Source organism: Streptomyces sp. NPDC091272 (assembly GCF_044757485.1).
In the GTDB taxonomy this organism is placed as follows: Bacteria; Actinomycetota; Actinomycetes; order Streptomycetales; family Streptomycetaceae; genus Streptomyces.
This window is the reverse complement of record NZ_JBIVVC010000016.1, coordinates 168,273-180,623: the sequence shown is the minus strand read 5'-3', so window position 1 is coordinate 180,623 and position 12,351 is coordinate 168,273. Positions and strand designations below refer to the sequence as shown.

At 70.2% G+C, this 12,351-nt stretch carries 15 protein-coding genes; 8 read left to right on the top strand and 7 right to left on the bottom strand.

The features are described 5' to 3' along the window. Positions 1–91 precede the first annotated feature (91 nt). A complete protein-coding gene (locus tag ACIQM4_RS32350; protein WP_401598805.1) occupies positions 92–1,351 on the bottom strand; it encodes a glycoside hydrolase family 26 protein in 1,260 nt (419 codons plus the stop codon). A gap of 304 nt (positions 1,352–1,655) precedes the next feature. Here ACIQM4_RS32350 and ACIQM4_RS32345 point away from each other — a divergent pair, with 304 nt between their 5' ends. Then, entirely contained in the window at positions 1,656–2,204 is a 549-nt protein-coding gene (locus ACIQM4_RS32345; protein WP_401598803.1) for a tyrosinase family oxidase copper chaperone, read from the top strand. Positions 2,205–2,223: 19 nt separating this feature from the next. Next, positions 2,224–3,084 carry a tyrosinase family protein gene (locus tag ACIQM4_RS32340; RefSeq protein ID WP_401598801.1) on the top strand — a complete coding sequence of 287 codons (861 nt, stop codon included), beginning with the start codon at positions 2,224–2,226 and terminating at the stop codon, positions 3,082–3,084. Between the two features lie 92 nt (positions 3,085–3,176). Here the strand turns inward: ACIQM4_RS32340 and ACIQM4_RS32335 are convergent, their stop codons facing one another. Continuing rightward, complete coding sequence (locus ACIQM4_RS32335) at positions 3,177–3,449, bottom strand: chaplin (RefSeq protein WP_401598799.1); 273 nt, start codon at positions 3,447–3,449, stop codon at positions 3,177–3,179. 499 nt (positions 3,450–3,948) lie between these two features. On the opposite strand from ACIQM4_RS32335, the gene ACIQM4_RS32330 reads away from it, so the two are divergent. Together ACIQM4_RS32330 and ACIQM4_RS32325 are read left to right on the top strand one after the other, a co-directional pair. Beyond that, the gene (locus ACIQM4_RS32330; RefSeq protein ID WP_401598797.1) at positions 3,949–4,563 is read left to right on the top strand and encodes an SUKH-4 family immunity protein; all 615 of its coding nucleotides are present in this window, start codon (positions 3,949–3,951) and stop codon (positions 4,561–4,563) included. Positions 4,564–4,776: 213 nt separating this feature from the next. Then, on the top strand, positions 4,777–6,468 hold the full coding sequence (locus tag ACIQM4_RS32325; protein ID WP_401598795.1) for a discoidin domain-containing protein: 1,692 nt from the start codon (positions 4,777–4,779) through the stop codon (positions 6,466–6,468). A 117-nt stretch (positions 6,469–6,585) separates the two neighbouring features. Here ACIQM4_RS32325 and ACIQM4_RS32320 read toward each other — a convergent pair whose 3' ends face one another. Together ACIQM4_RS32320 and ACIQM4_RS32315 are read right to left on the bottom strand one after the other, a co-directional pair. Then, the gene (locus ACIQM4_RS32320; protein WP_401598793.1) at positions 6,586–7,899 is read right to left on the bottom strand and encodes a phytase; all 1,314 of its coding nucleotides are present in this window, start codon (positions 7,897–7,899) and stop codon (positions 6,586–6,588) included. Positions 7,900–7,990: 91 nt separating this feature from the next. Continuing rightward, complete coding sequence (locus tag ACIQM4_RS32315) at positions 7,991–8,212, bottom strand: epoxide hydrolase N-terminal domain-containing protein (protein ID WP_401598792.1); 222 nt, start codon at positions 8,210–8,212, stop codon at positions 7,991–7,993. Between the two features lie 37 nt (positions 8,213–8,249). On the opposite strand from ACIQM4_RS32315, the gene ACIQM4_RS32310 reads away from it, so the two are divergent. Next, complete coding sequence (locus tag ACIQM4_RS32310; RefSeq protein WP_401598791.1) at positions 8,250–8,909, top strand: PhzF family phenazine biosynthesis protein; 660 nt, start codon at positions 8,250–8,252, stop codon at positions 8,907–8,909. A gap of 21 nt (positions 8,910–8,930) precedes the next feature. On the opposite strand, the gene ACIQM4_RS32305 is transcribed toward ACIQM4_RS32310, so the two are convergent. Further along, the gene (locus ACIQM4_RS32305) at positions 8,931–9,407 is read right to left on the bottom strand and encodes a hypothetical protein (RefSeq protein WP_401598789.1); all 477 of its coding nucleotides are present in this window, start codon (positions 9,405–9,407) and stop codon (positions 8,931–8,933) included. A gap of 258 nt (positions 9,408–9,665) precedes the next feature. On the opposite strand from ACIQM4_RS32305, the gene ACIQM4_RS32300 reads away from it, so the two are divergent. Continuing rightward, a complete protein-coding gene (locus ACIQM4_RS32300; protein ID WP_401598787.1) occupies positions 9,666–10,205 on the top strand; it encodes a hypothetical protein in 540 nt (179 codons plus the stop codon). 160 nt (positions 10,206–10,365) lie between these two features. After that, positions 10,366–10,869, top strand: a complete 504-nt coding sequence (locus ACIQM4_RS32295; protein WP_401598815.1) for a metallophosphoesterase family protein — start codon at positions 10,366–10,368, stop codon at positions 10,867–10,869. A 29-nt stretch (positions 10,870–10,898) separates the two neighbouring features. On the opposite strand, the gene ACIQM4_RS32290 is transcribed toward ACIQM4_RS32295, so the two are convergent. Then, positions 10,899–11,237, bottom strand: coding sequence for a hypothetical protein (locus ACIQM4_RS32290; RefSeq protein ID WP_401598785.1), 339 nt, complete (start codon positions 11,235–11,237; stop codon positions 10,899–10,901). Positions 11,238–11,481: 244 nt separating this feature from the next. Here ACIQM4_RS32290 and ACIQM4_RS32285 point away from each other — a divergent pair, with 244 nt between their 5' ends. Continuing rightward, the gene (locus tag ACIQM4_RS32285; RefSeq protein ID WP_401598784.1) at positions 11,482–11,937 is read left to right on the top strand and encodes a hypothetical protein; all 456 of its coding nucleotides are present in this window, start codon (positions 11,482–11,484) and stop codon (positions 11,935–11,937) included. A gap of 62 nt (positions 11,938–11,999) precedes the next feature. On the opposite strand, the gene ACIQM4_RS32280 is transcribed toward ACIQM4_RS32285, so the two are convergent. Then, positions 12,000–12,287 carry a hypothetical protein gene (locus tag ACIQM4_RS32280; RefSeq protein WP_401598782.1) on the bottom strand — a complete coding sequence of 96 codons (288 nt, stop codon included), beginning with the start codon at positions 12,285–12,287 and terminating at the stop codon, positions 12,000–12,002. Positions 12,288–12,351: the final 64 nt, after the last annotated feature.

Here is a 12,351-nt window from a genome sequence, read left to right as displayed (position 1 = left end):
ACAAGCGCGACTACATCTTCAACGGCACCCTCACCGTCGCAGCGATCGCCATCTGGCTCCGCGACACCGTCCAAGAGCCATCAGAAACGACCTAGCGGTTCCAGCTCGGGGTCCGGTACGGCTTGGCGCAGGATCGCAGCTCCGGCAGCCAGCGCCCCAGCCAGTCGCCCAGGTCCCAGGGCAGGCACCAGTTGTCGGGGTTCGGCTTGGTCGGGGTCGGGGTGGTCGGCTTGGGCTGGGTCGGGGTGGTCGGCTTCGGCGGAACCGTTGTGGGCTTCGCGGACAGCTTCTTGCGGAAGACCGCGGACGACTCCGGGTTCTCGGCACACTGCCAGACGCCGTGCGGGCAGTAGTCCGTGATGGTCTGGTACAGCGGCTTGTGCTGGGCGAACCAGTCGAGCATGCGCCGCGTGTACTCGGGGTTGTCCCCGTTACGGAAGAGGCCCCACTCGGGGTACGAGATCGCCTTGCCGTGGGCGGCGGCGAAGTCCACCTGGTGCTGGAGCCCGTAAGGGGTGCGCACCTGATCGTCGAAGGACACGCCGGGCGGCTGGTCGTAGGAGTCCATGCCGATGATGTCGACGACGTCGTCACCGGGGTAGCACTTGGTCCAGGCGACGGCGTCCAGCCCGCGGTTCGGCGCGAAGTCGAAGCGGAACTTCTGCCCCGGAACGGACCGCATCTCCGCGACGATGCTCCTCCAGTACGTCTTCCAGGACTGAGGGTCGGGCCCGCAACGGTGGGTGTAGGTCGTGCCGTTCATCTCCCAGCCGAGCACGATGACCGTGTCCGGGACACCCAGGTTCACCAGGTGCTCGGCGAGCTTCCGGTAGTGCTTGTCGAAGTCGCCCCGGGCACCGGCTCGCAGCAGGGAGCGCACCCTGCGGTCGGAGACGTGATCCTCGTTGCCCTCCATCATCGGCACGTTGAGGACGAACATCCGCTCGGCGGAACCGCGCTTCCACTTCGCCCAGGGGCGCAGGAACCCGGGCCGCCCCTCGATGTTGGACCATAGGTCGCCCGGCAGGTAGGTGTGTCCGACGGTGACGTTGGTGCCGTCCAGCCAGCGCGACAGCTTCTTCATCCGCCGCACACCGGCCGGTCCGTAGTGCAGATAGGCACCCACGGCGGTCGCCGGCCGGTCCGCGCCGGACGCGGGGCGGACCGGCGTCGAAGGGCGGGGGGCGGGGGGCGCGGCGACGGGCTCCGCCGTCGGGCGGACCACGGCGGGGCCCGCTCCGGGGTTCTTGCCCTCTTCCGTCCGCTGCGCAGGTGCGCTGCAGGCGACGGCGAAGAGGCTCGCGGAAATCGTCCCGATCGAGATGGCTGTCAGACTCCGCCGTGTGCGCATGAGCCTCTCCTGGTTCCCTGGGCATCCATATTCTTGGACAGTAATCGGAAATACCTACCAGTGATTTTTTTGGGGCTTTTCAATAGGCCGTCGGTGAAGCGTGCAGCACACTATCGAGCCAGGCGGGTGGAATTACGCATGGTCGGAGTCCGCGAAGCCGCCAGGAACGGTCGTGGGAGACTGGCACGCATTTTCGATTCGCGTGCAGATACGGTCCGAACGGTCCCTCACCCGGCTTGTGCCGAGAACCGTTTCGTGGCGACCTCGTTGTCAACTACATGGACAGATGTGGAGGCCACCCGGAATGAACGCGTACACCAGGTTCCGTAACAGACGTCGCAGCGGCCGAATCGTTCCGCCGGGGTTCCCGGGCCGCCGGGCCGTCCTGCGGGCGCTGTTCGGTGCCGGCGTCGTCGCCACAACCGCGGGGGCCCTCGCCCCGATCCTCGGCAAGGCGTCCGCCGGTCCGGCACGACGCACCCCCGCGGCGGGCCCGCCGGCCACGGCAGCACTCACGGGGAGCACGACGGCCGTACGCGCGTCACCCCCGCCGACGACGGAGCACTTCACCGAGATGTACCGGGGCCGCCGCATCGACTGCGTGCTTCCGAACGAGGCGGCGAGCAGGTCGGGCGAGGGACACGGGCCCTTCGACGCACGGGCGGCCGAGCGGTGCCGGCCCGAGGTGTACATCGACGGCCGTCCCCTGCACGTCATGAGGTCGGCGAACGGCGGCTACCTGAGCGTCGTGAACCACTACGAGTCGTTCCCGACGCTGCTGGCCGCCGCCCGCGCCGCCGTCGACGTCCTGGGGTTCGCCCGACTGTCCGAGACCCCCACGCACACCACCTGAGCCAGGAGAACCGGTCGCGATGTACACCCGCAAGAACCAGCGGAACCTGACTCGGACGGAGAAGCAGCGTCTGGTGGCCGCGTTCCTGGAGCTCAAGCGATCAGGACGCTACGACGAATTCGTGTCCGTGCACGTCCAGTACTACACCGCCGACGGCGAGACGGGACCGCGGGCCGCACACAGCACCCCGTCCTTCTTCCCGTGGCACCGCCAGTTCCTCCTGGAGTTCGAACAGGCCCTGCGGACGGTCGATCCGTCCGTCTCGCTGCCGTACTGGGACTGGACCACGGACAACACCCCCGCGGCCTCGCTGTGGGCGGACGACTTCCTGGGCGGCAACGGCAGGAAGCGGGACCAGCAGGTGATGACCGGGCCCTTCGCCCATGCCAACGGCCACTGGCAGATCGCCGCGTCGGTCACCGAGGACCGCTTCCTCACCCGGAACTTCGGCGGGCCCAAGGGGAGGGTGACCCTCCCGACCAAGGAGGACGTGGCCTGGGCGACCCGGGACGCCGTGTACGACTCGGCCCCCTGGGACAGCACGGCCACCGGGGGATTCCGTAACAAGCTGGAGGGGTGGGCCACCGGCAACGCCGACAAGGGGAACAACCACAACCGGGTGCACCGCTGGGTGGGTGGCGTGATGCTGGGCGGAGCCTCGCCCAACGACCCGGTCTTCTGGCTCCATCACGCGTTCGTCGACCTGCTCTGGCTGCGCTGGCAGAAGGCACACCCGCGCAGCGGTTACCAGCCGGCCGGGCCGCTCGACGCGAACGACCCGCAGAAGGGCCGGATCTACAGCCTCAACGAGACGATGCCGCCGTGGAACATGCGCCCGGCCCAACTGCTCGACCACAGCGGGCTGTACCGGTACGCGTGAGACCCGTCCACGCGCGCGGCGTGGTGGACGCGGCCGGAACGTGCCCGCAGCCTCCTGACGAGGTCGAGGAGGCTGCGGGTACGTGGTGGAGATCAGTTGCCGTAGCCACCGTGGTGCTCGTCATCGCCGTCGTTGACGCAGGTGTTGCCGAACGCCGGGTTGAGCAGCCCGATGACGTTCACGGTGTTGCCGCACAGGTTGACCGGGATGTTCACCGGCACCTGCACCAGGTTGCCGGACACCACGCCCGGGGAGTTGGCGGCGACACCCTCGGCACCGGCGTCGGCGGTGGCCATGCCAGCGCCACCGGCCATCAGGGCGCCGGCACCGGCCACGACAGCGGCAGTCTTGGCGAAACGCGACATCAGTTCTCCTTCGAACACGAGGGCCGGCCGCGGGGTCGCGACCGTCACGGTCGTTCAACGCACGGATGGATAGGCGGTAACGGCTCTCGCGAAAACTCTTGTTGCGGCATGGAGTGTGCGAGAGGGGTGGTGCGCAGTGGTGGTGTCCGGCCTCACCAGGGAGCGGGCCATGAGGCCGGACATCACGTATCCCCACCTCCGCACGGGGCCGTGTTCGATCCGGCCCGGTGCATCAGCTAGCCAGGGGAGGAGCGGCATCCGGCGCTGGCTGGACAGGACGCCACCCTGTTAACGCCCGAGCGGCAAAACGGTTCTGCACCTCGCGTGGCGGGCTGCGCCGCGCGTGCCGGACTGCACCTCGCCTGCCGGACTGCACCCCACGTGCCGGACTGCACCCCGCGTGGTGGCGCTTAGGATCAAGCGGGTCCGCCCCCAGGTGCGACGGCGGGACCGTGTCGACGAGCTGTCCCGCCACTGAGACCAGCTCGGAGTTCACGTAGTGCTTTTCGACGTCACCTGCGGCCGGCTCGCCGGCATCTTCGGCGAGCACCGGCTCGCGACCCTGCCCCCCGGCGCCTTCCCGCCCGCCGCCGTGGACTCCGAGGGCGCCCGGCTGCTGCAGACCGTCGGGGCCCCCACCGGGACGCTGCACCTGCGCGGGCCGGACGGGGAGACCGGTCGGCCGACCCGGGTACGGGACGTCGTCGACACCGTTGCCCTCGAACTCGAAGAAGTTCTGCCGGGCACGGGCGAGTGGCCCGTGGTCGGCTGGCTGCTCAACACCCATGTCGCCCTCGACCCCGGTACCGGCAAGGTGTACGCCTTCGACGCCGACGAGGGCCTGGTGCGGGAACTCCACACGGACGTCTCCTCCCTCATCCAGGTCACCGTCCGGTTCCAGCGCCTGCTCGACGAATTCACCTTCGACGGGGACGAGGAGTCGGAGTTCGAGCGCCTGGAGGGTGAGGTCGAGCTCGTCCGGCGGGAGACGGCCAGAATCGATCCACTCCCCTTCCGGGACGACGAGAGCCCCTGGTCGGTGGTGGGCGACGAGATCGCCGCGGGGCAGCGGTTCACGGCCGACAGCCCGGGAGGCCGCACGCTCTACGGGTGAGCGTCGGCGGGGCCCCGAGGGGACCGCCCATGACCGACCGTACGACACCGGACGGTAACTCGTCTTTATTTTGCGTGACTTGAGCTTGTTCTTGCAATCCAGTGCCCATAGGTTGTGCCGCGGGCAGCCGCTTCCGCCGGGACGCGGGGCCGGCTTCCCCGTACCTCCTTCCTCCCGCACCCCCACGTGCTGAGCCGATTGCGAGGAACCACCGTGCCCGTATCCCGACGGACCGCCCTGACCTCTGCCCTCATCGGAGCCGGTGCGGCGGTGGGCCTGAGCGCCCGCACCGCCACCGCCGCCCCCCTCGCCCCCACCGCCTCCCCGCCGGGCGACGTGGTCGGCGCGATCACGGTGGGCTACCAGGGCTGGTTCGCCTGCTCCGGCGACGGCGCCCCGATAAACGGCTGGTGGCACTGGTCCAACAACTGGAGCCAGCCGCCGTCCCCCACCAACACCGCCATCGTGAGCTGGCCCGACGTCAGCGACTACACCAGCACCTACCGCAGCGCGTACCCGGCGCTCGGCAGCGGTCTGCCCGCCACGCTGTTCTCCTCGTACGACCAGCAGACCGTCGACACGCACTTCGCGTGGATGCGGCAGTACGGCATCGACACCGCGGCGCTCCAGCGCTTCAACCCCAACGGCGGTGAGGGCGCCACCCGGGACGCGATGGCCGCCAAGGTCCGCGCGGCGGCGGAGAAGCACGACCGGAAGTTCTACGTGATGTACGACGCCACCGGCTGGACGAACATGCAGCCGGAGATGAAGGCGGACTGGCTCGCCAAGATGAAGGCGCACACCGCCTCCCCCGCCTACGCCCGGCAGAACGGCAGACCGGTGGTCGGGATCTGGGGCTTCGGCTTCAACGAGCCCAACAAGACGTGGTCGGCGCCGGTGTGCCTGGATGTCGTCAACTGGTTCAAGGAGCAGGGCTGTTACGTCATGGGCGGTGTGCCCACCCACTGGCGGAGCGGCAACGAGGACTCCAGGGCCGGGTATCTCGACGTCTACCACGCCTTCGACATGCTCTCGCCGTGGATGGTCGGCCGGATCGGCGACATCGCGGGCGCCGACCACTTCTACGCCAACGTCAACACCCCCGACCAGGCACACTGCACGGCCCACGGCATCGACTACCAGCCGTGCGTCCTGCCGGGCGACCTCCAGTCGGGCCACCGCGCGCACGGTGACTTCATGTGGCGGCAGTTCTACAACATGGTGCGGGTGGGGGTGCAGGGCATCTACATCTCCATGTTCGACGAGTACAACGAGGGCAACCAGATCGCCAAGACCGCGGAGACCTCCGCGCAGACACCCGTCGGTTCGGGCATCCGTGCGCTCGACGAGGACGGCACGGCCTGTTCCGCCGACTACTACCTGCGGCTGACCGGCGACGGCGGTCGGATGCTCAAGGGGCAGCTCGCCCCCACACCGGTCCGCCCCACCCAGCCCACCGTCGGGGGCCCCACGCCCCCGCCCACCGGTGACCTCGCACTCGGCCGGCCGGCGAGCGCGAGCAGCCAGACGCAGCAGTACGGGCCCGGCAACGCGGTCGACGGCAACGCCGGCAGCTACTGGGAGAGCGCCAACCACTCCTTCCCGCAGTGGATCCAGATAGACCTGGGGTCGGTGCGGCCGGTGCGCCGGCTGGTGCTGTCCCTCCCGCCGGACCCCGCGTGGAGCACCCGCACCCAGACGCTGTCCGTCCTCGGCTCGACGCAGGGCACGGCGTTCTCCGAACTGGTGGCCCCAGCCGCCCGCGTCTTCGACCCGGCCTCCGGCAACACCCGTACGGTCACCCTCCCGGCGACCGCGCAGACCCGCTTCGTCCGGGTCGTGTTCTCCGGCAACTCCGGCTGGCCGGCCGGCCAGCTGTCGGGGCTGGCTGTCTACGCGAGCTGACGGCTTGTCCTGGAGACTCGTCCTGACGACTCGTCCTCACGACTCGTCGGTGCGTGCCGAGTCAACGGCCCCGGTCGGAGCGCCGGCGGGGGGGGACGGGTCAGTCGTCCAGGCGTTTCAGTCGTCCAGGGCGTTCAGGACCCTCCCGAGGTCCACGAACTTTAAATTGGTCGCGGGACGGTCGCCGTCGCCGGGGTTGTCGTGGCCGTCCTGGACGACGAGCAGGCCGTGCGGGTACCGGGAGCCGAGAGGTGCGTTCAGCGCGGCAGCGCCGTCGCACTCCTCGGAGCCGTCCAGCGTGCTGTTCGCCGGTCCGACCCGGAACCCGCCTTCGTACTCGTTGCCGTCGGTGCGCTCGCGGTCGTAGGCGGCGAAGGTGTTGTCACCCTGACTCGAAGCGAGGAGGTACCCGTCACCACCCGACTCGGCGACCAGCGTCAGGCCCTCGACGTCCGCGGAGAGCCGGGTGCCGCCGAAGCCGGGGTCCGCGCCCGGAGAACACTCGTCGGTCTGCTCGTCGTAGATGCCGTCGACCCCGAACTCACGGACCTTGTCGACCAGTTCGGGGGTACCGGTGAGGTCGGCGCGCAAACGCCAGATGCCGATGTCCTCCTGTCCGGCGTACAGGGTCCCGTCGGCCGGGTCGACGGTCATGCCCTCGACCTGGGGCAGTTCGCCGGGTGCGGCGCAGGGGGCCCACGCTCTGCCGTTCGGCAGGCGGAACGTAGCGGGCAGGTCCAGGGTCCGAACCTTGCGGTACGTGACCTTGCCGCCCGCGGCGGGGAGCAGTTCGAGCAGAGCGATGCTCGTGCGCTCGCGCCGGCTCACCAGGGCGTACGAGCGCCCGCTCGCGGGGTCGGTCCAGGTGGCCAGACCGTACGCGGTCCGCTGCTCGTTGACCTCGGCCTGGTCACGGGAGAACACGGCGGGAGCGGCGGCAGCGGTGACATCGATGAGCGGGCCGCCGCCGCCCGGTCGGTCACGGTCGATCCGGTAGAAGCGCAGCCGGTCGTGGCCGCGGTCACTGGTGACCGCCAGGTCGGCCCGTCCGGTCGACAGGCGCATTCCCTGGACGAGGTCCACGTTGTTGAACCGGCCCGGGGCGTCCTCCGGCCCGGCGGCCGGCGGCGCGGCCACCGACTGGACCTGCCGCGCGTCCAGGTCGTAGACGCGCAGACCGCCCTCCTTGGCAGTCGCGATGACGAGACTGCGGCCCGGGGAATTGGTGTTGCGCCAGATGGCGGGGTCGTCGGCGTCGGCGTTGCCGCCCTCGTCGTCATCATGCAGGACCGGAGTCTCCGCACGCGGAGTGAGCACGGGCAGCGAGCCGCCGGAAACACGGTGGGCCTGGGCCGGCACGGCGATGCCCGCTGCCGCGAGCGCGGTGGCCACGGCCAGTACGAGTGACCGGGCGATGGTGGAGCGAGTCACGCAAGTCTCCTCTGCAGGGGGTCAGTTCTGCGTGAGCGTGGTCCTCCTTCGTGTCGGCACAGCGGCCGCCGGACAACCGGTTGCTCCGGCCTCAGATGTATACCTGGTGAACAAGGGCGGGGGGCGGTACGGATGGGGTGCGGGTCCGGGGGGCGGACGGGTGGTCGGCACCGGTGCGCGGGGCGCGGGTCCGGGCAAGCGCGTTCAGCTCGGCCTCGGTACGGCGCCAGTCGTAGCCGTGCAGCCAGTACTCGACGAGCTGGCGGAGCCAGGGCTGCCGGGTCCCCCAACCTGAACGAATGCATCGAGGCACTCGCACCCCTCCCAGACCAGGGTGATTGACTGCACGGGTGACTGAGTGCGACGTCTTGCGCGTCTTCTGCGGGCCCGCCGGCCAGTACGGCAACGAACTCGGAGTCGTCCTCGAAGGGGCCGCCGTCCCTTCGGAGGCCGAGCGTCTGGCCTTCGCCAGAAAGGTGGGATTCAGCGAGACCGTGTTCGTCGACGACCCCGAGCGCGGTGTCATCGACATCTACACGCCGACATCACGGCTGCCCTTTGCCGGGCACCCGTGCGTGGGCGCTGCTTGGCTGCTCAACGTGCCTGCGCTGGTCACGCCGGCAGGGGTGGTGGGCGCCCGAACCGACGGGGAGTTCACCCGGATCACGGCGCGGGCCGAATGGGCACCGGCACGTACCCTGCGCCAGTACGGCTCCGTGGCGGAAGTGAACGCGCTGCCTGTGCCCGAGCCCGGGGAGTGGATCTACGCATGGGCATGGCAGGACGAGGCGGCCGGCCAGGTGAGGGCCCGCGCCTTCCCCGGTCGGGGCGACGGGATCGACGAGGACGAGGCAACGGGCGCGGCAGCACTGCTGCTCACCTCCCGTCTCGGCCGTCCCTTGCACATCGCACAGGGGCGCGGCTCACGGATCGAGACGGCACCGCGGCCGGGCGGACTGATTGAAGTCGGCGGGCGCGTAACAAGCTTGTCGTTCAACGGTCGGCGCTGAACGGCTCTTCCTGCCGGTGTGTCAGTCCCACGCGTTGAAGAGGACTCCGCCCAATGTGGTGATGCCGTAGAAGCGTATTTCGCGCCCCTCGCCCTGCGTGAGCACTGAGGTGTCCACTTCGGAGAGCGGTGTGGCGAGTCGTTCGCTGCTCAGGACCGTGAAGCCCACGTTGGCGAAGACATGAGCCCATGTCGGCGGCGCGAGGAAGTCCTCTCCGTACCAGTCCCGCGGTGCCTTGGTGAAGGCGACCCAGGGGTGGTGAGCGTGACAGAGGACAATGTTCTGGCCTTCGCGTTCGACGACCGTCGCGGTGTGGAAGGTCCGGGGGTACACCCGTTGCTCCACCTCACCTACTTCACCTCCAGCGACCCGGGCAGCGGCATACAGAGCAGCTCGGAACGCCGACAGGTCAGTCTCGGGGAGTGGGCCGTGCTTCGGCCGGTAGAAACCTGTCGCCCCCCGCGGCAGCGTGAAGCGGTCGTTGTCCTCGTTGGCCATGCCGCTCATTCTGGCTGGTGCGAGGCCCGTCGGGTGGTGGTTCTGGAAGCCGGGCGGCCTGCCCGGTCCGGGGCGGGGTGGTGTCGGTGCGTCGGTGCGCCGACCGGAGAGCCGGTCTTCGCGAATCGCGACGCGTCGCAACGACGGGGCGCCTGGCCTGCGTCCCACACCCCCGTGACCGCCCAGCTCGCGCCGTATCCCGCCGCGCCCGTCACCGGGGCGTCACCAGGGCCTCGCCAGGTGCGGCACCGTGGGCGCATGCTCCTTCCTCTTCGTCAGGCGCGGCTGACTCCCGCGCTGCTCCTGCTGTGCTGCGCCCTCAGCGCCGGCTGCGTCTTCGTACCCTCCTCCCCCTCCCCTACGGGGTCCGCCCCGCCGGCCCGGGAACCGCAGCAGGTGCACATGGTTCCGGCCTGGCCGGTCGTGGCCGAGCCCCGCGCGTACTCCACGCTGGAGCCCACCGGCCCGCACCGAGCCTCGCCGGTCGCTCCCGACGACGCGAAGGGCGGTGAGCGCGGAGAAGTGGCGGCGGGGCAGGGAGACAACCGCCCGCTGCCGCCGCGTCGCCGCCGTGCTGAGCCGCAGCGCACCGTGCTCCCGCCCTTGCCTCGGCGCGTCCGGTCGGCCGTGTCCGGGCGCCCGCCCGCCGCGAAGACGCAGCGGCGGCCGGATGCCCGGCAGGCGCCCCGCCACCGGCCGCGCGCCACCTACGACGGCAGCATGGTCTGCAACTGGGCAGGCGGCATCGGCACAGATCCGGCCACCGTGGCTGCCTGCCGCAGGCAGTACGGACGTTGAGAATGCTGCTCCGAGGCGGAGTTGAAACGCGGTTCTGGACCTTCGCTTCGACACCGGAGTCGTGCCCTCCGGCGAGCAGTCGCATGGGTACGATGACGCACTGCGCGCCCGCCGGCGGGCGCGTCGTCAACCGTAGTAGCAACCGAACGGGGTGGATGTCGTGCGCCTGCTGCTGACGTCGGACACGCACCTGCCCAAGCGGGCCAAGCAGCTGCCACCCGTCCTGCTCACCGAGATCGCTGCGGCTGACGTCGTCTTCCACGCCGGCGACTGGGTGGACGTGGCGACCTTGGACGTGTTCCGGGAGCGCGCACGACGCCTCGTGGCCGTTTACGGGAACAACGACGGGCCCGAGCTGCGGGCCCAGCTCGACGAGGTGGCGCGGGTGGAGTGCGGTGGGCTTCGTTTCGGTGTCGTGCACGAGACGGGCCCCGCACAGGGCCGCGAGCAGCGGTGCGCCCAGCGTTTCACGGACCTCGATGTCCTGGTGTTCGGCCACAGCCACATTCCCTGGGACACCACTGCGCGGGGCGGACTGCGCCTGCTCAACCCCGGCTCTCCGACCGACAGACGCCGCCAACCGCACTGCACGTACATGACCGCCGAGGTGTCCGGCGCCCACCTCACCGACGTCCGCCTGCACCGCCTGCCGCCCCGCACCTGAGCGGACCACTCCCTCCCCAGGAGTCGTGGTCAGCCCTGTCCGTCTCCCTGTCCTCGCGCGTCCGCCGTGTCCCCCCGGCGCACGGAGCGAATGCGTACCACCTTCGCGTCCAGGTCCACCTGGAAGGGAGGTTCTTCCGCCGGCCTGACGTTCTTACGGACCCGCTCCTGCGCCAAGGCCTGTCTCTGAGCCTGCGCCCCGGGGGTGACCTCCTGCAGGAATTCCGTGCCGACGGAGGTCAGGCCCTTGCGTCTGCGCCAGTAGATCCAGCCCCGCCGTTCCGCCCACAGGAGCACGCGGTCCGCAAGGAACCCCACCACGGCCAGTGCACCGAATCCGCCGACGACCTGCCACACCGTGCTCATCATGCACGGTGAACTCCTCGGGATCGCAAGGAAGTTCCCACCCCCAGCCGAACCGAGGGCCACGGCGTCCCATCCGTTGTACCTTCCTGCCACAGCGGACCGGAGGTGACCGCTGTTTGCCTCCACCCTGGTCCTGGACAACATCCGTAAGCGTGCCGGCACAACCGGCGAGGAACGACGGGGTGGGCCGGACCGGCCTGCTCGGCACGCGGTGGACCTCGGCGGCACGGACGAAGAAGGCGATGAGATGAGCACGGATGCGTACACCGGCGGTGCGGTGGACCGGGCGGCGGAGGACGTACGGGAAGGCGACGCGGACGCGACGCTGGCGGTCGCTGTCCGCTCGTACGCCGCCTTCGCCGTACATGTGCGCTTCGACGACGGCATGACCGAGGAGGTCCTGCCCGTCCTGTGGTCAGTGATCGCTGCGGCGGAACGGGAGACCTATCCGGCCCAGCTGGAGGAGTTCGTGAGCCGGCACCAGGATCAACTCCTGCGGCTGTACGCGCAGTACGGGCCCCAGGCCGCCATCGCCCAGCACGGGCGGTGCGAGCTCTTCGCGCACCCGGTGTCGTTGATCGCGCTGGAGCGTCTGTCCTCCGTCCGCACCCGGCACGCACTGGCGGCACGCTGGAACGGGGAGCTGCCCGACCGGTGGCTCAACGACCTCTGCGAACCCTGGGGTGTGCCCGAGGTGCTGTGAGTGTCCGGGACGTAGGTGTGCCCGTCTGGTGGCTGGGGGCCGTTGCCTCACGTGCCCGTGGTTCACGGGACCGGCGGGGCGGCAGGGCTCGGGGGTCGGCGTTCTTGGCCGGCCAGGGCGGGCGCCTGCTCCCGCTGCGGACACTGCGCGGTGAGGCACTGTTTCGGGGCCAGGACGCAGGCGCGTCCCGCGGTCGTCCTCGCCGGGTCGCAGAGGCTCAGCACCTGGAGGCCCGGGGGCGGTGGTTCGGTCTGGGCCACGGCCGGTGCGGTGAGCGACAGCGGGGCGACGAGCAGTGCCAGGGCGGTCGCGAACCGGCCCACCAGCAAGGGCGTACGAAATCGGGTCATGCCCACAGCCAAGCACCCGCGTGGCTTCCGGCCGGGCAAGCGCGGTACACCGAACTCCCCACAG